The sequence below is a fragment of the Mesorhizobium sp. LSJC285A00 genome, assembly GCF_000503155.1.
Classification (GTDB): Bacteria; Pseudomonadota; Alphaproteobacteria; order Rhizobiales; family Rhizobiaceae; genus Mesorhizobium.
On sequence record NZ_AYVK01000013.1, the window covers coordinates 52,003 to 70,064 of the forward strand.

The 18,062-nt window shown below is 62.3% G+C and carries 22 protein-coding genes; 11 read left to right on the forward strand and 11 right to left on the reverse strand.

Annotation, left to right across the window (positions count from 1 at the left end; translation table 11 throughout):
* Positions 1-58: 58 nt before the first annotated feature.
* Positions 59-1,000 (reverse strand): nucleoside hydrolase, encoded by a 942-nt coding sequence (locus X726_RS155750; RefSeq protein WP_023669740.1) that lies wholly within the window; start codon positions 998-1,000, stop codon positions 59-61.
* A gap of 144 nt (positions 1,001-1,144) precedes the next feature.
* Between X726_RS155750 and X726_RS155745 the strand changes: the two genes are divergently transcribed.
* Both X726_RS155745 and X726_RS0135080 read left to right on the forward strand, forming a co-directional pair.
* On the forward strand, positions 1,145-1,570 hold the full coding sequence (locus X726_RS155745; RefSeq protein WP_023669741.1) for an Hsp20 family protein: 426 nt from the start codon (positions 1,145-1,147) through the stop codon (positions 1,568-1,570).
* A 64-nt stretch (positions 1,571-1,634) separates the two neighbouring features.
* Positions 1,635-1,892 (forward strand): DUF1150 family protein, encoded by a 258-nt coding sequence (locus X726_RS0135080; protein ID WP_023683072.1) that lies wholly within the window; start codon positions 1,635-1,637, stop codon positions 1,890-1,892.
* Positions 1,893-1,963: 71 nt separating this feature from the next.
* On the opposite strand, the gene ptsN is transcribed toward X726_RS0135080, so the two are convergent.
* The 6 genes from ptsN to lptC form a co-directional block, all read right to left on the reverse strand.
* On the reverse strand, positions 1,964-2,428 hold the full coding sequence (gene ptsN, locus X726_RS155740; protein WP_023669743.1) for a PTS IIA-like nitrogen regulatory protein PtsN: 465 nt from the start codon (positions 2,426-2,428) through the stop codon (positions 1,964-1,966).
* A gap of 108 nt (positions 2,429-2,536) precedes the next feature.
* On the reverse strand, positions 2,537-3,121 hold the full coding sequence (gene raiA, locus X726_RS155735; RefSeq protein WP_023683071.1) for a ribosome-associated translation inhibitor RaiA: 585 nt from the start codon (positions 3,119-3,121) through the stop codon (positions 2,537-2,539).
* Positions 3,122-3,518: 397 nt separating this feature from the next.
* Complete coding sequence (gene rpoN, locus X726_RS155730) at positions 3,519-5,045, reverse strand: RNA polymerase factor sigma-54 (RefSeq protein WP_023683070.1); 1,527 nt, start codon at positions 5,043-5,045, stop codon at positions 3,519-3,521.
* 214 nt (positions 5,046-5,259) lie between these two features.
* Positions 5,260-6,078 carry an LPS export ABC transporter ATP-binding protein gene (gene lptB / locus X726_RS155725; protein ID WP_023669746.1) on the reverse strand — a complete coding sequence of 273 codons (819 nt, stop codon included), beginning with the start codon at positions 6,076-6,078 and terminating at the stop codon, positions 5,260-5,262.
* Positions 6,075-6,659, reverse strand: a complete 585-nt coding sequence (locus tag X726_RS155720; protein ID WP_023683069.1) for an LptA/OstA family protein — start codon at positions 6,657-6,659, stop codon at positions 6,075-6,077. The genes lptB and X726_RS155720 overlap by 4 nt, the downstream gene beginning before the upstream one ends.
* The gene (gene lptC / locus X726_RS155715; protein ID WP_023669748.1) at positions 6,646-7,359 is read right to left on the reverse strand and encodes an LPS export ABC transporter periplasmic protein LptC; all 714 of its coding nucleotides are present in this window, start codon (positions 7,357-7,359) and stop codon (positions 6,646-6,648) included. Before lptC ends, X726_RS155720 begins: the two co-directional genes overlap by 14 nt.
* A 295-nt stretch (positions 7,360-7,654) precedes the next feature.
* Between lptC and sppA the strand changes: the two genes are divergently transcribed.
* The 4 genes from sppA (at position 7,655) to X726_RS155695 (ending at position 10,370) form a co-directional block, all read left to right on the forward strand.
* A complete protein-coding gene (gene sppA / locus X726_RS155710) occupies positions 7,655-8,611 on the forward strand; it encodes a signal peptide peptidase SppA (protein ID WP_023669749.1) in 957 nt (318 codons plus the stop codon).
* An 80-nt stretch (positions 8,612-8,691) separates the two neighbouring features.
* Positions 8,692-8,976, forward strand: coding sequence for an integration host factor subunit beta (locus X726_RS155705; protein WP_006200394.1), 285 nt, complete (start codon positions 8,692-8,694; stop codon positions 8,974-8,976).
* Between the two features lie 52 nt (positions 8,977-9,028).
* A complete protein-coding gene (locus tag X726_RS155700; RefSeq protein WP_023669750.1) occupies positions 9,029-9,373 on the forward strand; it encodes a lipopolysaccharide assembly protein LapA domain-containing protein in 345 nt (114 codons plus the stop codon).
* Positions 9,374-9,404: 31 nt separating this feature from the next.
* Entirely contained in the window at positions 9,405-10,370 is a 966-nt protein-coding gene (locus X726_RS155695; RefSeq protein ID WP_023669751.1) for an ornithine cyclodeaminase family protein, read from the forward strand.
* A 188-nt stretch (positions 10,371-10,558) separates the two neighbouring features.
* On the opposite strand, the gene X726_RS155690 is transcribed toward X726_RS155695, so the two are convergent.
* The gene (locus X726_RS155690) at positions 10,559-11,713 is read right to left on the reverse strand and encodes an MFS transporter (protein WP_023669752.1); all 1,155 of its coding nucleotides are present in this window, start codon (positions 11,711-11,713) and stop codon (positions 10,559-10,561) included.
* 158 nt (positions 11,714-11,871) lie between these two features.
* Here X726_RS155690 and X726_RS155685 point away from each other — a divergent pair, with 158 nt between their 5' ends.
* Positions 11,872-12,597 (forward strand): AraC family transcriptional regulator, encoded by a 726-nt coding sequence (locus X726_RS155685; protein ID WP_280940455.1) that lies wholly within the window; start codon positions 11,872-11,874, stop codon positions 12,595-12,597.
* Between the two features lie 89 nt (positions 12,598-12,686).
* Here the strand turns inward: X726_RS155685 and X726_RS155680 are convergent, their stop codons facing one another.
* The 3 genes from X726_RS155680 to X726_RS155670 form a co-directional block, all read right to left on the reverse strand.
* On the reverse strand, positions 12,687-13,127 hold the full coding sequence (locus X726_RS155680; RefSeq protein WP_023669755.1) for an EVE domain-containing protein: 441 nt from the start codon (positions 13,125-13,127) through the stop codon (positions 12,687-12,689).
* The gene (locus X726_RS155675) at positions 13,124-13,534 is read right to left on the reverse strand and encodes a VOC family protein (RefSeq protein WP_023669756.1); all 411 of its coding nucleotides are present in this window, start codon (positions 13,532-13,534) and stop codon (positions 13,124-13,126) included. The genes X726_RS155680 and X726_RS155675 overlap by 4 nt, the downstream gene beginning before the upstream one ends.
* A gap of 91 nt (positions 13,535-13,625) precedes the next feature.
* Positions 13,626-14,324: a YafY family protein gene (locus X726_RS155670; protein ID WP_023669757.1), complete on the reverse strand. Its 699-nt coding sequence runs from the start codon at positions 14,322-14,324 to the stop codon at positions 13,626-13,628.
* 127 nt (positions 14,325-14,451) lie between these two features.
* Here X726_RS155670 and X726_RS155665 point away from each other — a divergent pair, with 127 nt between their 5' ends.
* From X726_RS155665 to X726_RS155650, 4 genes are all read left to right on the forward strand, one after another.
* Positions 14,452-15,534, forward strand: a complete 1,083-nt coding sequence (locus X726_RS155665) for a class I SAM-dependent rRNA methyltransferase (protein WP_031214891.1) — start codon at positions 14,452-14,454, stop codon at positions 15,532-15,534.
* 34 nt (positions 15,535-15,568) lie between these two features.
* A complete protein-coding gene (locus X726_RS155660) occupies positions 15,569-16,426 on the forward strand; it encodes an RNA methyltransferase (protein ID WP_023669759.1) in 858 nt (285 codons plus the stop codon).
* Entirely contained in the window at positions 16,423-16,911 is a 489-nt protein-coding gene (lspA, locus tag X726_RS155655) for a signal peptidase II (RefSeq protein WP_023669760.1), read from the forward strand. Before X726_RS155660 ends, lspA begins: the two co-directional genes overlap by 4 nt.
* A 105-nt stretch (positions 16,912-17,016) precedes the next feature.
* Positions 17,017-18,006, forward strand: a complete 990-nt coding sequence (locus X726_RS155650) for an MDR family oxidoreductase (protein ID WP_023669761.1) — start codon at positions 17,017-17,019, stop codon at positions 18,004-18,006.
* Positions 18,007-18,062: the final 56 nt, after the last annotated feature.

The following is an 18,062-nucleotide window of genomic DNA, read 5'->3' on the forward strand; positions in this document are numbered from 1 at the left end:
CACAGGTATCGCCCAGAAGCGCTAAGCCCCTGGGCGAACGATCTGTATCAAGGCAGGCTTAAAGCCGAGCCAACCGCTCCACCAGCAGCGCAAAGAACGCGTCATGGTCGATGTCGCGCATCACCATGGCGTTCTTCGGCCGCTTGGTCACGCCCCACCAGTCGATCACGGTCATGCCCATGGTGAGTTCGGAGGCGGTTTCGACGGTGACGTTGCAGTTGCGGCCCTTGAACAGCTCCGGCTTCAACAGATAGGCGATGACGCAGGGGTCGTGCAGCGGGCCGCCATCGGTGCCGTATTTCTCCTCGTCGAAGCGCTCGAAGAACTCCAGCATCTCGGCCGTCGCGGTGCCGACCCGGGTGCCGAGCTGGCGGATGGCCTGCGTGCGCTTGGCCGTGGTCAGCGCCTTGTGGGTAACGTCGAGCGGCATCATGACGATCGGAATGCCGGATTTGAACACCAGGTCGGCGGCTTGCGGATCGACATAGATGTTGAATTCTGCGGTCGGCGTGACATTGCCGCCTTCGAAGAAACCGCCGCCCATCAGTACGATTTCCTTGATGCGCGGCGCGATCTTCGGCTCACGGATCAGCGCCAGCGCGACATTGGTGAGCGGGCCGAGCGCGCACAGCGTGATCGTGCCGGCCTCTTCCTTCATCAGCGTCTCGACGATGAAGTCGACCGCATACTGGCCCTGCAGCTTCATCTTCGGATCGGGCAGTTGCGGGCCGTTGAGGCCGGTCTTGCCATGCACTTCCTCGGCGGTGACCAGCTCGCGCGCCAACGGGCGGATGGCGCCTGCATAGACCTTGATGTCGGGCCGGCCGGCCAGTTCGCAGATTTTCCTGGCGTTCTTTTCGGTCAATTTCAGCGGCACGTTGCCGGCAACAGCAGAGATGCCGACGATCTCCAGCTCGGCGCTGCCGAGCGCCAGCAATATGGCGACGGCATCGTCCTGGCCGGGATCCGTGTCGATGATGATCTTGCGGGTCTGGGGCATTTCATTTCCTTATGCGGGGGAGTCTTTTTGGCGGGGGTGTTCGGCGGCTTGAACTTGGCCGCGGCGCGGACCATATCAAGACCATCGGGAAAAATGCCATCCGGGTTTTTCCAGTTTATGTCGCTCCAAAGAGGACAGTGTAACATGAGCCGAATGACGCCCTTCTCCAGCCCGCTTCTCCTTGGTTTCGATGCCATGGAAAAGACCCTGGAACGACTGGCGAAATCCGGTGACAGTTATCCTCCCTACAACATCGAGCGCCTCAGCGGTGCTGACGGCAAGGCCGAAAGGCTGCGCATTACGCTGGCTGTCGCGGGTTTCGCCGAAAGCGATCTCGATGTCACCACGGAGGAAAACCAGTTGGTCGTGCGCGGCCGTCAAACCGACGACACCGAGCGCGAATTCCTCCATCGCGGCATCGCCGCGCGCCAATTCCAGCGCTGTTTCGTGCTGGCCGACGGCATGCGGGTGATCGCAGCGGAACTGAAGAACGGCCTTTTGTCGATCGATCTCGATCGGCCGGATACCGAACGGCTGGTACGGAAAATAAATATATCGGTGAAAGACTGATCTTTACCGATGGCTCTCATGCGGGATGGCCTTGAGCGGCGTCCTCGCGCCAAGGAGGCTTGAAATGACCAGAACTGACGAAACCATCACCATGACCAGCGGCGAATTCGCCCATCTCGGCGAAGGCTCGGTCGCTTATCTCCGGAAGGTCTCGAGCGACGAGCTGCTCGGGCGCTTCCCCAACCTCGGCGAAATAGCGCCTGGTATGGTCCTGTGGGCCCTGTTTGCCGCCAACGGCCAGCCGATCCTGCTTTCGGATGCGAAAGACCGGGCTTTGGCCGGCGCCATGGAAAACGACCTGACCACTGTCGCCATTCACTAAGGCGACTGCTGGCGGTTGAAATGGAGAGGGCCGCCTTCGGCGGCCCCTGGAAGACTTAATTCCAAAGAACTTCAGGCGGCGTGCGAGGCTTGCGTGTCCGACAGCAGAGCGTGGATGGCGACCGCGTCGCGCGTGCCCCTGATCTTGGCCACCGTGTCGGCGTCGCGCAAAACCCTGGCGATGCGCGACAGTGCCTTGAGGTGATCGGCGCCGGCGCCTTCCGGGGCCAGCAGCAAGAACACCAGATCGACCGGCTGGTCATCCAGGGCCTCGAAATCGACCGGCGTCTCCAGCCGGGCAAAGACGCCGGCGATGCGCTTCACCCCGGCGAGCTTGCCGTGCGGAATGGCGATGCCGTTGCCGACGCCGGTGGAGCCCAGCCGTTCGCGCTGCAGGATGGTGTCGAACACTTCGCGCTCCGGAATGCCGGAAATCGCCGCCGCTCTCTCGGACAGCAACTGCAAAAGCTGCTTTTTGGAGTTCGCCTTCAACGCCGGCAAGATCGCCGGAACGTTGAGAAGATCGCTCAGATCCATGTTTGAAATCCCTTATTCGCCTGCCGTCGCCAGTCCTCGCCCCTCGCGCGGCTGGCTATTATCCCTGTGCGACCATTGTCGTCACCTGTGCGACCATTGTCGTTGTCGTCACGCCTGTGCGACTTTGGTCGTCGACGGGTCGATCCAGCCGATATTTCCGTCCGGCCGCCGATAGACGATGTTGAGGTGGTCGTTTCCGGCGTTGCGGAATACGAAAACCGGGCTGTCCTTGGTGTCGAGTTCGATAACCGCCGACGCCACCGACATGGTCTGCAGCGTCATGGTTGATTCGGCGACGATGGCCGGGGCGTAGTCCTCCGGAATGTCCTCATCATCATCGGTCAGCGGCGCCATCACCGTATAGGCGATGTCGGTGATTTCACCATTTCCAGTGCCTGAATTGTGCGATTTCAGACGGCGTTTGTAGCGCCGCAGCCTGGTTTCGAGGCGGTCCGCGGCCGCCTCGAAGGCAAGTGTCGGATCCTGGGAATCGCCGGTTGCCTGCAGCGAAGCGCCGGAATCCAGCCTGATCATGCAATCGGCCGAGTAACGCGACCCCGATTTGATGACCGTGACGTGCCCTGAAAAACCGCGATCGAAATATTTTCCAATCGCCTCGCCGACACGATCGGTAATGCGCGTACGCAACGCATCGCCGATATCCATGTGTTTACCCGATATGCGCAATTTCATCTGAAAACTGACCTTCCTTGCTCAGGCTTCAAACTGGCCAGAGTTTATACTCGTGATCCGTGCGCACAAGCTTTGCGGCGTCAACTCGCGCCGATTTTAGATCCGAACTTTCCGGTTGATCACAATCCGCCTTCTTGGCCGTCCCGTGGCCTTCATCGTGACGGACCATCCGCATGCGGGCCGCGAGCCCGTCTCATGCGGGCGGGCTTCTAGACACTTCATTGCAGCTTGTCAATTAATGCATGTCGCCCAGAAGTGCGCTGCGGTTCTGGGACAACGACATGCATCAAAACAAAGACTTAAAGCGCGTCGTATGAATCCGTTTCAGCGCGATGCGCTTTAAGGTCGGAAAGTTGTGGAATCCAGCCATAGCAAAAGCCTTGCCGGGCAAGCAGACCTAGCGCCCCGCGCTCGCCAGAGCGCGCTTTTCACGCCGCCGCTGCACCGACGAGGGAATATTCATACCCTCCCGGTACTTGGCCACCGTGCGCCGGGCAATATCGACGCCGCTTTCCTTCAACATATCGACGATTGCGTCATCGGACAGCACATCGGCGGGCTTTTCCTCGTCGATCAGCTGCTTGATGCGGTCGCGCACCGCTTCCGAGGAATGCGCATCACCGCCGCCCGACGCCGCGATCGAAGCCGTGAAGAAATAACGCAGCTCGAACACGCCACGCGGCGTCAGCATGTATTTGTTGGCCGTCACCCGGCTGACGGTCGATTCATGCATGCCGATGGCATCGGCCACCGTGCGCAGGTTGAGCGGCCTGAGCTGACGCACGCCATGGACGAGAAAAGCGTCCTGCTGGCGCACGATTTCCGACGCCACTTTCAGGATCGTCTTTGCCCGCTGGTCGAGACTGCGCGTCAGCCAGTTGGCATTCTGCAGGCACTCGGCCAGGAAATCCTTCTCCGCCTGATTCTTCGCATGCGGCGAGACCTGGGCGAAATAGATGTGATCGACAAGCACGCGCGGCAGCGTCTCGGCATTGAGCTCGACCGTCCAGCTGCCGTCATTGGCGGCGCGGACTTCGACATCGGCGACGATGGCGTCGCTGGCGCCGCCCGAAAACGCCATGCCCGGGCGCGGGTCGAGCGCGCGGATTTCGGCCAGCATGTCGAGGAGATCCTCCTCGTCGACCCCGCAAAGCCGCTTCAGCGTCTGGAAATCGCGCCGCGCCAACAGTTCTAGGTTGCCGATCAGCGTCTTCATCGCCGGATCGAGACGATCGCGCATGGCAAGCTGCAGCGACAGGCATTCGGCAAGGTCGCGCGCAAACAGGCCGACCGGCTCGAATGTGTGGCAGGCTGCCAGCACATTGGCCACCATCGCCTGATCGGCGCCGAGCCGTTTGGCGATCTCGGCGGGATCGGCGCGCAGGTAGCCGGCCTCGTCCAGGCCGTCGGCCAGTTCGGCTGCGATCAGCCTTGCGGCCGGATCGGCAAAGGCAAGCGCGATCTGCTCGCCAACATGCTGGCGCAGCGTGATCGCCGCGGCTGCCATGTCGCCGACGTCGAAGCCTTCGGAAGAACCGGACGAACTATTGCCGGTGGCCGACTTCCACTGCGCCGTCAGGTCCGGGCCGAGCCGCTCGCTGGTGCCGGGATCGTCGGGGAACAGATTTTCCAGCGAGCTGTCGAGCTTGTCGGAGATCGCTTCGGCGCTCCACGCCGTCTCGTTTTCGAACCAGTCGCCATCGGCGGCAGGCTCAGGAGCGGCATCGCCCTTCTGCACCTGGTCGCTTGCGGCGTCATCCTGGGGCTCGGCGCGCTCCAGCAGCGGATTGCGCTCGATCTCGTCGTCGATGAAGTGGTCGAGCTCGACATGGGTGAGCTGCAACAGCCTGATCGACTGCATCAGCTGCGGCGTCATCACCAGCGACTGGGATTGTCGTAGCTGTAGTTTCGCCGCCAACGCCATGGTTCGGTTTCAAACGCCCTTCTGCACCCGGAAGCCTACACATCAGAAGCTGCCGGAAAATGAATTTTTCCGACCTTCCATAGAAACTGGCCCGGCTTTTGCTTGTCAAGGCGAACGATGGCAAAAGGCCCCTACCGAAGCATTATCTCACGCAAAATCGGAGAAAAAAGCCCGGCGGGGCGGCAAAAATCACGTCAGGAAACAAATTTCACGCTCAGAGCGTGAAACCTTCGCCGAGGTAGAGCCGGCGCACATCGGGGTTCGCCACCACCTCGTCGGCACGGCCATGAGTCAGCACCTGGCCGGCATGGATGATGTAGGCGCGGTCGATGAGGCCGAGCGTTTCGCGCACATTGTGGTCGGTAATCAGCACGCCGATGCCGCGCGCCGTTAGATGACGAACCAGCTGCTGGATGTCGGCGACGGCAATCGGGTCGATGCCGGCGAACGGCTCGTCGAGCAGCATGTAGGCCGGGCGCGTCGCCAAAGCTCGGGCGATCTCAAGACGCCGCCGCTCGCCACCCGACAGCGACATGGACGGCGACTTCCGCAGGTGGCTGATGTGAAATTCCTCGAGCAGTTCGTCGAGATTGCGCTCGCGCACCTTGCGGTCCTTCTCAACCACTTCGAGCACGGCGCGGATGTTCTGCTCGACATTCAGGCCGCGGAAGATCGAGGCTTCCTGCGGCAAATAGCCGATGCCGAGGCGGGCGCGGCGGTACATCGGCATCGAGGTGACGTCGAAACCGTCGATCTCGATCGTGCCCTCATCGACCGGCACCAAGCCGGTGACCATGTAGAAACAGGTGGTCTTGCCGGCGCCGTTTGGCCCGAGCAGCCCGACAGCCTCGCCGGCGCGCACGCCGATGGTGACACCGCTGACCACCTTGCGGCCCTTGTAGCTCTTGGTCAGACCCTTGGCGATCAGGGTGCCCTTGAACTTCGAGGAATCAACGGTGACTGTGGCCGGTGCTGCAAGTTTACTGGCCGCCCGTCCCGGAAGGCGGGTCAGCAGCGAAGACACGCCAGTCATTCGGGCTTCGGGGCCTCGGATTTCGGTGGCGGCGTCATCGACATGATGACGCGCCCGCCGCAGCCATCGACCTGAGCAAGGCCGCTTTTCATCTGCACGGTGAGCTTGCAGCCCTTGAGGACGTTGGGTCCTTGGGACAAGACGACCTCCTTGCCCGACAGAACTAGCACCTGCGTCTTCATGTCGAACGTGGCGTTGTCGCCGGTGGCGATCTGGTCATTCGACTTGATGTAGACTTTGTTCTTGACCACCAGATGGTCGATATTGGCCGAACCGGTCATCGCCGAAGCGCCGGCGGCAGCACCTTTGGCGGCGTTGGGGTCCTTGACGTAGTAGACCTCCATGCTGCCGGCCTTGAGCAGCGTTGGCCCTTGCGTGACGGTGACGTTGCCGCTGAACAGCGCCATGCTGTCGGCCTGGCGGACCTCAAGTTTGTCGCTCTCGATCTGGATCGGCTGGTCGCCCGACAGTTTGAGCCCGGACTGGCTGCTGGCGCTGGACTGAGCCCAGGACGGCGCCATACCCAGCAACAGCAAGGCCGAAGCTGCGGCGACAAGCCGTGCCGAATTACTGGGACGCATTCGTTTCTCCGCTCTTTGCCTCTGCCGCCTTCATAGTGGCCGGATCGATGTGAACGCTTACCTTGTTCTCGAAAACGATGACCTTGCCATTGTCTTCGACCGACATTGAACCCGCGGTGATCCGCGAGCCGTTACGGCTGACATCGACCGCATCACCTGTCTTCATAGAGCCTTTGCCCATATCGAGGAAGACCGATTTGAAGATGGCAGCGACGCCGTCGGTGGTGGTGACGGTAACGTCGCTGGTCATGTCCATCGTGTTGGCGTTTCTGTTGTAGATCCCGCGCTTGGCGTCGACGGTCGCCACATTGTCGGCCGTCAGCGGCAATTTGGCATGGATGCCTTCGAGTTCGATGATGTCCTGCTTGCCGACATCCTGGATGGCGCGCAAGGCCGTCAGCGAATAGGGCAGCTTGTCCTTGGTGAAGCCGTTGAGCTTCGGATTGGCCATCACCAGCTTGCCATCCGCGAAAGCGGTGCCGTCTGCCTGTATCGAAATGTTGATCGGCGCCGCCAGATAGGAATAGACCGGAAACGCAACCGCGATCCCGGCGGCAAGCACCGGCACGGCAAACTTAAGCACGCGCACGCGGCGCGAGTGGCGCTGGGCGCGGTCGAAGGCGTCGCCGCGCGTGCCCGCTGGCGCCGTGGGCGCCAAGGCCGCATCGGCATTGGTCGGTTCGTTCGATCGCGCAAGCATGACTGACTTCTAATAAACCCTTGTCCGCCAAAACACCTGCTATAGGTGGGTTGCCGGCCCCCGCAAGCAAGCACAAGCGGAGGAAAACCGCAAAAATGTGACGGCCGCTGTTTTACAGACGGAACTCAGGCGACACAATTTCGTCACTTCATAGCAGAAACGAACGCGCCGCGTCATTTTTTCCTGAAATGCCTCCGTCGTGAAGGTCGCTTCGTCGCAGGCCCTTGAGGAAGAGGTAGCCGGGCGCGGACGCTTGCTTTAAAAGCATCGCTTCCCACCGACTGTGAGGCAGACCATGGCACTGAGAGCCGACGACCTGATCGACCGCCGCCGCTTGCGGCGCAAGCTGACCTTCTGGCGCGGCGCCGCCATTGCCATCGTGGCCCTTGGGGTGATTGCGCTTGCAAGCTGGTTCTATGGGGGCGACCTCGGCGGTTCTTCCGTCGACCACATCGCCAAGGTCAGGATCGAAGGCACCATCACCGAGGACGAGGAACTGATCAAGCGGCTGGAAACCATCCGCACATCCTCGCAGGTCAAGGGCGTCATCCTGGCGATCGATTCGCCCGGCGGCACCACGGTCGGCGGCGAATCGATCTACGAGGAGGTGCGCAAGCTTGCCGCCGACAAGCCGGTGGTGGCCGAGGTCGGCACGCTGGCCGCATCGGCCGGCTACATGATCGCCAGTGCCAGCGACCATATCGTTGCTCGCAAGACGTCGATCGTCGGCTCGATCGGTGTGCTCATCCAGTATCCCGATGTCAGCGGTCTGATGGACAAGGTCGGCATCAAGCTCGAGGAAGTGAAATCCTCGCCGCTGAAGGCATCGCCCTCGCCCTTCAAGCCGACCAATGAAGACGAGCGAGCCATGGTCCGCACGCTCATCCTTGACAGCTATGACTGGTTCGTCGGCATCGTCGCCGAGCGCCGCAAAATGACCCGCGATCAGGCACTGGCCCTTGCCGACGGCTCGATCTTCACCGGCCGCCAGGGCCTTGCCAACGGTCTGATCGACGCTGTCGGCGGCGAGAGCGTGGCGATCGACTGGCTGGCGACCAAGGGTGTCGACGCCAAGCTCAAGGTGGTGGAATGGAAGGACACCGAGCGGCGTGGCGGCTTCCTGTTCTCGAAAGCAATAGCGCGCAGCGTCGGCAGCGCGCTCGGCCTGTCGGAGGCCGGCAGCGACGTGCTTCACGAAATTGGCGCGGATCGCTTGTTTCTTGACGGTCTCGTTTCCGTCTGGCACCCTTGATCTGCCGGTTGGGGCGAGTAAAAAAGCAAATAAAATCATCCTGATAATTTGACCGCAGCGCTTTCACGGGGACCTTTCTGATGATCAAATCCGAGCTTGTGCAGATCATTGCCACGCGCAACCCGCATCTTTTCCTGCGCGACGTCGAAAACATCGTGGGAGCGATCTTCGACGAGATCACCGATGCCCTGGCGGAAGGCAATCGGGTCGAGTTGCGTGGCTTCGGCGCTTTTTCGGTGAAGAATCGCCCTGCCCGCACCGGCCGCAACCCGCGCACCGGCGAATCCGTAGAGGTCGAGGAGAAGTGGGTGCCGTTCTTCAAGACCGGCAAGGAATTGCGTGAAAGGCTGAATGGCGGCAAGTAGGCGCGGACCACGCGCCGACCTTATCAAGGCCTGCCTTCTCCAGGGAATCTCTATGTTGAACCGCTTCATACTTATCGTGGTCTTCGTGCCGCTCGCCGTCATCCTGATTGCGCTGGCCGTCGCCAACCGCGAGCTGGTCGCCTTCACGCTCGACCCGTTCAACCCCGGCAATCCGAAACTGACGCTGACCTTGCCGCTGTTCATCTTCCTGTTCGTGGCGCTCGCCATCGGCATGGTCGTCGGCAGCCTGGCGACCTGGGTCAAGCAGGGCCGCTACCGCAAGCTGGCGCGCCAGCGCGGCGTCGAGGCCGAGAATTTGCGCCAGGCGGTCAGCCGTATACCCGCCGTGCAGCAGGGCGCGGCCGCCGGGCCGGCGCTGCCGAAGCCAACGGCCTGAAGCCGGCGCTTTTATCTTCGCGGAGTTTTGCATGCTGACCATTTCGGCCGACGCTGTCGACCAGGCGCTGACCTTTCCCGGGCTGGTCGAGACATTGCGCGCGGCCTTCCGCGAGGGTGCTGTGCAACCCGTCCGCCATCATCACGGAGTCGAACGGCCCGACGGTGCCACTTCCACGCTGCTGTTGATGCCGGCGTGGACCGACTTCCATGCGGCCGGCACGTCGGTCGGCGGTCATATCGGCGTCAAGATCGTCACCGTATCGCCCGACAACAACGCCATCGGCAAACCGGCGGTGATGGGGCTCTATCTCCTGCTCAACGGCGCCACCGGTGAGCCCGAAGCGCTGATCGACGGCCAACGGCTGACACAGTGGCGCACCGCTTGCGCCTCGGCGCTGGCCGTCTCCTATCTCGCCCGCGAGGACGCATCGCGGCTTCTGGTGGTCGGCGCCGGCGCGCTGTCGCCGTTCCTCGCCAAGGCGCACTCCGCGGTGCGGCCGATCAAGACCATCCGCATCTGGAACCGCACGCCCGCCAATGCCGAAAAGGTCGCGGCTGATTTGCGCGCGGACGGTTTCAACGCCGAGGCCGCAAGCGATCTCGACGCCGAACTCGCCGAGGCCGACATCGTCTCATCGGCGACGATCACGACGACGCCGCTGGTCAAGGGTGCGCTGCTCAAGCGGGGCGCGCATGTCGATCTGGTCGGCGGCTTCACGCCGACCATGCGCGAGAGCGACGACGACGCGATCGCGCGCGCCCGCGTCTATGTCGACACCCGCGCCGGCGCCACCAAGGAAGCCGGCGACATCGTCCAGCCGCTCGCCTCCGGCGTGCTGAAGCCGGAAGCCATCGTCGCCGATCTGCATGAGCTGGCGCGCGGGGAAAAACAGGGCCGGCAGAGCCCCACTGAGGTCACGCTGTTCAAGTCGGTCGGCGCCGCCCTCGAAGACCTTGCCACCGGCATTGCCGTCTACAACGCGCTCAAGCAGTAGCGTCTGCCTGCACCGGCGCCGGCGCCGTTCCTGAGACCAAACTTCCTGACCGCCTCCGCGCTGCCCGCGCCTTGGTCCCATCCAAACATTAGGCGTAGAAGACCAAGCGACTGAGAAGCGTGGGGAAGCGGAACGGCGGCTTTCGGGCCAAATCGCCGCTTCGCGTACGTCAGTGGTGACCGACAAATCTACGGGCGTTTGAAAGAAACTAGAATTGTGAAAGCGAGGAGACCCAAGCCAACGCTTATTGGTACGGCTCTTGGCGAAATCCAGTCCATGAGTGACCCGGTTCCAGTCGATCCCATAACGCTGCCTATGGAGTAGGCCAAAGAAAAGCTGGCAGTTCCGGCTACTAACATCCCGCCCTCGAAGCGCTCGCCCAAGATTGTGAGGGCACAAGTGCTCAAGGCGAATGTTGCAACGCCGATTATAGCGAACACCACCAGGATAGCGGCCTCGGATTGCAAAAACGGGATTGCCAGGAACGCGACCGCTCCTAAAAGGCCGCAGCAGATCGTCACACCGGCACGCGATGTCTTGTCCAGCAACCATCCGACCAGAGGCTGGGCAAACGCGGTGGGAAGTGACAGCACGGTAATGGCGTATGCTGCGAAAGCTTCGGAGTGGCCGACGCGAACGAAGTAGACCGCCATGCCTGAAATCGCAGCAATATCGGCAAAGCCGAAGGCCAATTCGATCAGAACCAGAATGGGTGCGGCGCTGATAAATCGGAGCAGCGCGCCTGCCGGCGCGCGTTCAGGCGATGTGCGGGTACTGCCGGTAAAGGCTGCGCAAGCAAAGCCAATCAATGCAATGTAACCGGCCACCAAGGCAAAAGCAGAACCGTTAGACGTGCCGACAAGCGGAATGGCCAATGGTCCGATGGCAAAGCCAGCGCACATGCCCGCTCCGTAGAATCCGGAGATACGCCCACGTATCCGGTCGGGACTCGCAGTATTTAGCCACGCTCCGCTTAGAATCGAGATCAAGCTCGCGCAGAAGCCGATCAAGAAGCGCGCTAGGAACCAGATAGGCAAATAGTCAATTGTCGCGAATGTCGCCAAGCTGATCGAGCAGATAAACAGGGCCGCTACGATCAGCCTGTTTCCGCGAAACCGAGCTGTGAGCTGATCAATCCACAGGACGGCGACGATAGCTCCGGTCGCGTAGGCAGCGGCATTTAGCCCTATCAGGCTTCCGGCCACGCCCCTTCTTTCCAGCACAAGAGAGATGAGCGGAAACGTCAGGCCTTGGGCAACCGCAAAAGCTGTAACGCTCAATATGACTATCACGATAGCAGCCCAATCCGGGGCATCGACTTCATGCGTTCTCGTGGCGACCATGGCTGCTGCTCTCCGTACGTTTATCAGCGCGGGCGGCCAGCTTAGGAGATATCGTTGTGTCTTAATGTCGATGATACGTTTATGAATACCTAGGATTCGTCAAACCGCTGGTTGTTACAAGATGATGCATCCAGGAGCGCATCCTCGATATCCGCGAAATCGAAAGCCAAGAGATTGGCCAGGATCTCGGCTGGCACACTCATGATTTCGGGCAGTTCTTTTCCGCCATTCGCGGATCGATATACGTTGGCACGCGCAACCGCGTTCTCTTGCTAAGCCCAGCCATGGCAGTGTGGATACCGCCAGATGTGGAACACTGGCTGCGATATGTTACGGGCAACGAAATTCTTTATGTCGACGTCAACCGCGCGGAGTCAGGTAAGTTGGGCGCAGCGCCCCGTATCGTGCAAATGACGCCGCTTCTTCATGCTCTGATGCACGCGATTCCAGACAACAACTCCTCAAGTCTCCCAAAACCGCATGAGGCAGCTCTACACGAACTGCTTTTTCACGAAATTTTGGCGGCAAGGGATGTGCCGCTTTCAATCGCGATGCCCAAAGACAAGCGGATTTCCGATCTGGCGCATTCCGCCATGGACGATCCGGGTTCGATTGTCTCTGTTGATGAATGGCTCACCGGCGCTTCGGCCAGCCGAAAGACCATTGAACGCCTGTTCATAGCCGAAACCGGAATGCCGCCTTCGCGGTGGCTAAGACACGCCCGCATTCTCCAGGCCATCTCACAGCTCTCTGCTGGCAAGAAAATCAGTTCTGTTGCATTCGATCTCGGGTACGAATCCCCAAGCGCGTTTACCTACATGTTTCGTAGCGCTATCGGCTTGAGTCCACGCCGCTTCCTGCGGTCAGGAAACAACGTCGGCTAAGTTCCCGGCGATCCGCCGCTTTGGGGCAACGGCAGAGCATCTCGAATGTCTCGGAAGCTGCCGCTACCTCTCATGGTAGGAATGGCCGGTCAGTCTGCCTTCATGGCCTTCATGGCAGCGCCCATCGCCTCGGCGATCAGCGCGAAATCATGCGCCGTAATTTCGAACAGCCCAAAGCGCAGTTGATAACCCCAGTTCGATTTGCCCGCGGTGAAGTCGAGCTGCTCGAGCAGCGGCTTGATCGGCGCTTCCTCGGCCTTTGCCCATTCGACATCCCTGCGGAACGGCGTGAAGCCACCGCCCATGTCGCCCTGGTAAGGCTCGCCTTCGCGCACGGTGCCGATTGCCGTGAAAGCCTGCAGGCCGTCCTTCTCGCGCAGAATTGTGGTCGGCGAATAGTAGATAATGCCGTCGCCGGGCTTGATGCGGCGCAAAGGTGCCGCCTTGCCGTGGTTGACCTGCATGAAGCCGGCCTCGCGGCCGCGCCGGACATGTTCGGCGGAAGCGACCGCGATCCAGTGCGCACTCATTTCTGTTCTCCATTGGCCTGTTCCCCATTGGCCTGTTCTCCGTCGTTCAGCCAGTAGACGCGCAGCCGGTGCTTGTCGGGATCGAGCGCAACGAAGGTGCGGCCGAAGTCCATGTCGGTCGGCGTCTGCAGGATGGTCAAGCCGCGTCCTGCCCAGTCCGTGTGGGCGGCGTCCACCGCGTCAGGCCGGTCCAACGCGAAGACGAGCTCCGCACCGCCGCCCGCGGCCGCGGCCGACGGCTCCACCGTGTGGCGCGACCACAGGCCGAGCTTGAAGCCATTGTCGAGCACGAACAGCACGAAGGTCGGCGACGTCTCCACCGGCTGGCGTCCCAGCAGCGCACCGTAGAAGGCGCCGCTCCGCTCCGGGCTGTCGACATAAAGGATGACGAAATTGGGGGTGTTCATGTCTGCTCTCCAGGGTTTCGATTGGAGGAGCATAGGTGACCCCACTGTCAGATTCTGGCAGCAGCGTCTTGTGGGCGCGTGGAAAGGAGCATTAAGCGCCAGGCTGGCGCTTCGGTGCGTCCAGCGTCGCGCGCCATTCCTTCAGCAGCGCCTGCCGACGACGCGGATAGCGGATATCCGTGGTGTTGAGCCCCGACATCCGGTCGGCGCGAAAATGTCTGAAATCCTGCCGCGTCTCGCACCAGGCCACCACGACCCGCACGTTGTCGAAAAAGCCGAGCGCGAATGGCCAGATCAAGCGCTCGGAGGCGGCGCCGCCGGCGTCGCGGTAAAGAAAGCCGAGTTTTCTCTCGTTGCGGATCGCCTGGCGCACCAGGCCAAGGTCGATGCTTTCGACAGCATCGCCGTGCGGCCCGACCAAAAGCGCGGTCGCATCGAGGTCCTCGCGCAGATCGTCCGGCAGCACAGCGGCGATCTTGGCCAGCGCGTCGGTGGCGGCGGCCGACAGCCGCGTGTCCGGTTGTCTGGCAACCCAACGCGATCCCAGAACGATGGCCTCGATCTCCTCGTCGGTGAACATCAGTGGCGGCAGCATGAAGCCGGGTTTCAGCACATAGCCCAGCCCAGCCTCGCCCTCGATCGGCGCGCCTTGCCCCTGCAGCGTGGCAATGTCGCGGTAGAGCGTTCGGATGGAAACGTCCATCTCGCCGGCAAGCGTGCGACCGCTCACCGGCCGGCGATGCCGGCGCAGGATCTGGATCAGGTCGAGCAGGCGTTCGGAACGGGACATGATTCGAGATTTGCCTGTTTCCTCAGCGAGGTCCACCACCTCAGACATTCGCACGCTGGACCATTTTGTTTGCGCAGCCGGTGACCCTATGCCAAAAGCGGCCTGCCGCCTCCGGAGACGCTCCTGCTTGAAGTCTTTTCGCGATAAACGCCGCGACAACCGTCCGCCCGCAAAAGGCAGGACCGAACATGCGCGGCCGCAGCCGGAGACCGTACCAATCCGACCCGAAGCCAGACAGCAACGCCACGAAACAAAACCGGACGACCGGTCTGATCCGAAGCCCGCCCCCCGTATCCTGGCGCGTCGCGAAGGCATCCTGCCCACTGAGCGCCTGCCGGTGATCCTCGAAGTGGCGCCCAATCAGGATTATGCACTGCTCGACAGCGGTGCCGGCGAGAAGCTCGAACAATACGGCCCCTACCGCATCGTGCGGCCCGAGGGACAGGCGATCTGGCAAAAGGCCTTGCCCGCCAGGGACTGGGACCGAGCCGACGCCATCTTCACCGGCGACACCGACGAGGAAGGCATCGGCCGCTGGCGGTTGCCGAAGGTACCGCTGGGCGAGACCTGGCCGATGAAGCATGACGGCATCGACTATCTCGGCCGCTTCACCTCGTTTCGCCATGTCGGCGTCTTCCCCGAGCAGGCTTCGCACTGGGACCATATGGCCAGCCTGATCGCGGCGGCCAACCGCCCGGTCAAGGTGCTGAACCTGTTCGGCTATACCGGGCTCGCGTCTCTCGTAGCCGCCCGCGCCGGCGCCGAGGTCACCCATGTCGATGCCTCCAAGAAGGCGGTCGGCTGGGCGCGCGAAAACCAGGAAATGGCTGGTCTCGGCAGCAAGCCGATCCGCTGGATCGTTGACGATGCTGTGAAATTCGCCGAGCGCGAAGAGCGCCGCGGCAGCCGCTACGACATCATCCTGTTCGACCCGCCCGCCTATGGCCGCGGCCCCAAGGGCGAGGTCTGGCAGTTGTTCGAGGACCTGCCCGGCCTGACCGACCTTTGCCGCGCGATCCTGACGCCGAAACCGGTCGCCATAGTGCTGACCGCCTATTCCATCCGCGCCTCCTTCTTCGCCATCCATGCCTTGATGCGCGACACCTTTGCCGGCATGGGCGGCACGGTTGAATCAGGCGAACTGATCATCCGCGAGCAGTCCGCCGGGCGGGCGCTGTCGACATCGCTGTTTTCGCGCTGGGTGGCCTGAATGCCCCGGAGACCTGAATGCCCGGGAGTCCCGAATGAATGAGCGGCACGCAGGTGCGCCCGGGCAGGTCAAGGAAGTCACCAGCCTTGCCAATCCGCTGATCAAGGACATCAAGGCGCTCGCCCAGAAGAAATTCCGCGACCAGCAGAACGCCTTCATGGCCGAAGGGCTGAAGCTGGTCATCGACGCCCTCGACCTCGGCTGGTCGATCAGGACGCTGGTTTTCGCCAAGGCCGGACGCGGCAATGCGGCGGTCGAAAAGGTGGCGGCGCGCACGGTCGCAGCCGGCGGCACCGTGCTGGAAGTGTCCGAAAAAGTGCTGGTCGCCATCACCCGCCGCGACAATCCGCAAATGGTGGTCGGCGTCTTCCGGCAAAAACTGCTGCCGCTAAGAGACATCCGCGCTCACGACGGCGACGTCTGGGTGGCGCTCGACCGGGTGCGCGATCCCGGCAATCTCGGCACCGTCATCCGCACCGTCGATGCCGTCGGCGCCAAGGGCGTCATCCTGGTCGGCGAGACTACCGATCCTTTTTCTGTCGAGACCGTGCGCGCCACCATGGGCTCGATCTTCGCCGTGCCGGTGACCAAGGCGACGCCGGAAGCATTTCTGGCTTGGCGAAACAGCTTCTCGGGCCTGGTGGTCGGCACCCATCTGAAGGGTGCGGTCGACTACCGCTCGGTCGATTTCTCCCGAGGACCGGTGCTCTTGATGATGGGCAATGAGCAGCAGGGCCTGCCCGACTATCTGGCGGAAAGCTGCGACCGGCTGCTGCGGATTCCGCAGGCCGGCCGCGCCGATTCACTCAATTTGGCGGTCGCCACCGGAATCATGCTGTTCGAGATCCGGCGCGGCGCGCTGAAACTTGCCCCCGAGGACGCCACATCGTGAAATCATGGTCTCCCTATGCGCTGCTGGTGGTGGTGGCAATCGCGCTCGACCAGTGGATAAAGCATCTGATCGAGACCGGCCTCGTCTTCCAGGAAAAGCTCGACCTGGTGCCATTCCTGGCGCTGTTTCGCACCTACAATACCGGCATCGCCTTCTCGATGTTCTCGTCCTTCGGCGACACCGGCCTGGTCGTCATCGCGGTCGTGGTCGTTGCCTTCGTGCTTTATCTGGCGACGCGCACGCCCTCCGGCCATGTGCTGGCCCGCATCGGCTTTGCCCTGATCATCGGCGGCGCGATCGGCAATCTGATCGACCGCGCCGTCTACGGCCACGTCATCGACTATATATTGTTCCACACGCCGGTATGGTCCTTCGCCGTCTTCAACCTTGCCGATGCCTTCATTTCGGTCGGCGCGGCGCTGGTCGTCTTCGACGAGTTCATCGGCTGGCGGCGCGAGGCCAAGCCGCAAGGCCCAGAAGCCTGACGGCCCGACTCTTTTGACCAATTGACCTCGCCGGACGGTCGCCGCACAGTTCGGCCAGAGCCAGCCAATGCCGACCGCCAGCCTTTGCGAAGCCGAGGAGAAGAGATGCCTGAAACCTTCAAAGCCATCCTCGTTTCGCGCGACGCCGAAAAGAAGCAATCGGTCGAGATCGTCGATTTCAGCGAAGCCGATCTGATGGAAGGCGACGTAACTGTCGCGGTCGAGGCGACGACGGTCAACTACAAGGACGGGCTGGCCATCACTGGGAAAGCGCCAGTGATCCGCCGCTGGCCGCTGGTGCCGGGCATTGATTTCGCCGGAACCGTCCTCTCCTCATCGCATGCCGACTGGCGCAAGGGCGACAAGGTCATCCTCAATGGCTGGGGCGTCGGCGAGACGCATTTCGGTGCCTATGCCGGGCGCGCGCGCGTCAACGGCGACTGGCTGGTGCCGTTGCCCGACGGCATCAGCGCGCACGATGCGATGGCGGTCGGCACCGCCGGCTATACGGCCATGCTCAGCGTCATGGCGCTGGAGCGGCACGGCATCCTGCCGGATCGCGGCCCGGTGGTGGTGACGGGTGCAGCCGGCGGCGTTGGGTCGGTCGCGGTCTCGATCCTGTCCAGCCTTGGCTATCACGTCATCGCCTCGACCGGCCGCAACGCCGAAAGCTCCTATCTGATCGACCTCGGTGCCGCCGAAGTGATTTCGCGCGAGGAACTCTCCCAGCCGGCCAAGCCGCTGGCCAAGGAGCGCTGGGCCGGCGGCATCGATGCCGTCGGCAGCCACACGCTGGCCAATGTGCTGTCGATGACCGCCTATGGCGGCGCGGTCGCCGCCTGCGGCCTGGCGGGTGGCATGGATCTGCCGTCGAGCGTCGCCCCGTTCATCCTGCGCGGCGTCTCGCTGCTCGGCATCGATTCGGTGATGGCGCCCAAGGCCGTGCGCCTCGAAGCCTGGCGCCGCATCGGCAGCGATCTCGATCTGCAAAAGCTCGCCGGCCTGTCGACGACCATCGGCTTCGACGACATCATCGCCGCCGCCCACGACATCGTCGAGGGCAAGATCAGGGGGCGCATGGTCGTGGATATGTGAGGCCCCGAAGCCGCCAGAACGGGCGGCAAAAATGCATGACCGCTAAAATTCGAACG

What these genes read in the sequence shown, in the direction of transcription:
- X726_RS155750 (WP_023669740.1), bottom strand. Translation starts at nt 1,000, where the DNA reads ATGCCCCAGACCCGCAAGATCATCATCGACACGGATCCCGGCCAGGAC.
- X726_RS155745 (WP_023669741.1), top strand. Translation starts at nt 1,145, where the DNA reads ATGAGCCGAATGACGCCCTTCTCCAGCCCGCTTCTCCTTGGTTTCGAT.
- X726_RS0135080 (WP_023683072.1), top strand. Translation starts at nt 1,635, where the DNA reads ATGACCAGAACTGACGAAACCATCACCATGACCAGCGGCGAATTCGCC.
- ptsN (WP_023669743.1), bottom strand. Translation starts at nt 2,428, where the DNA reads ATGGATCTGAGCGATCTTCTCAACGTTCCGGCGATCTTGCCGGCGTTG.
- raiA (WP_023683071.1), bottom strand. Translation starts at nt 3,121, where the DNA reads ATGAAATTGCGCATATCGGGTAAACACATGGATATCGGCGATGCGTTG.
- rpoN (WP_023683070.1), bottom strand. Translation starts at nt 5,045, where the DNA reads ATGGCGTTGGCGGCGAAACTACAGCTACGACAATCCCAGTCGCTGGTG.
- lptB (WP_023669746.1), bottom strand. Translation starts at nt 6,078, where the DNA reads ATGACTGGCGTGTCTTCGCTGCTGACCCGCCTTCCGGGACGGGCGGCC.
- X726_RS155720 (WP_023683069.1), bottom strand. Translation starts at nt 6,659, where the DNA reads ATGCGTCCCAGTAATTCGGCACGGCTTGTCGCCGCAGCTTCGGCCTTG.
- lptC (WP_023669748.1), bottom strand. Translation starts at nt 7,359, where the DNA reads ATGCTTGCGCGATCGAACGAACCGACCAATGCCGATGCGGCCTTGGCG.
- sppA (WP_023669749.1), top strand. Translation starts at nt 7,655, where the DNA reads ATGGCACTGAGAGCCGACGACCTGATCGACCGCCGCCGCTTGCGGCGC.
- X726_RS155705 (WP_006200394.1), top strand. Translation starts at nt 8,692, where the DNA reads ATGATCAAATCCGAGCTTGTGCAGATCATTGCCACGCGCAACCCGCAT.
- X726_RS155700 (WP_023669750.1), top strand. Translation starts at nt 9,029, where the DNA reads ATGTTGAACCGCTTCATACTTATCGTGGTCTTCGTGCCGCTCGCCGTC.
- X726_RS155695 (WP_023669751.1), top strand. Translation starts at nt 9,405, where the DNA reads ATGCTGACCATTTCGGCCGACGCTGTCGACCAGGCGCTGACCTTTCCC.
- X726_RS155690 (WP_023669752.1), bottom strand. Translation starts at nt 11,713, where the DNA reads ATGGTCGCCACGAGAACGCATGAAGTCGATGCCCCGGATTGGGCTGCT.
- X726_RS155680 (WP_023669755.1), bottom strand. Translation starts at nt 13,127, where the DNA reads ATGAGTGCGCACTGGATCGCGGTCGCTTCCGCCGAACATGTCCGGCGC.
- X726_RS155675 (WP_023669756.1), bottom strand. Translation starts at nt 13,534, where the DNA reads ATGAACACCCCCAATTTCGTCATCCTTTATGTCGACAGCCCGGAGCGG.
- X726_RS155670 (WP_023669757.1), bottom strand. Translation starts at nt 14,324, where the DNA reads ATGTCCCGTTCCGAACGCCTGCTCGACCTGATCCAGATCCTGCGCCGG.
- X726_RS155660 (WP_023669759.1), top strand. Translation starts at nt 15,569, where the DNA reads ATGAATGAGCGGCACGCAGGTGCGCCCGGGCAGGTCAAGGAAGTCACC.
- X726_RS155650 (WP_023669761.1), top strand. Translation starts at nt 17,017, where the DNA reads ATGCCTGAAACCTTCAAAGCCATCCTCGTTTCGCGCGACGCCGAAAAG.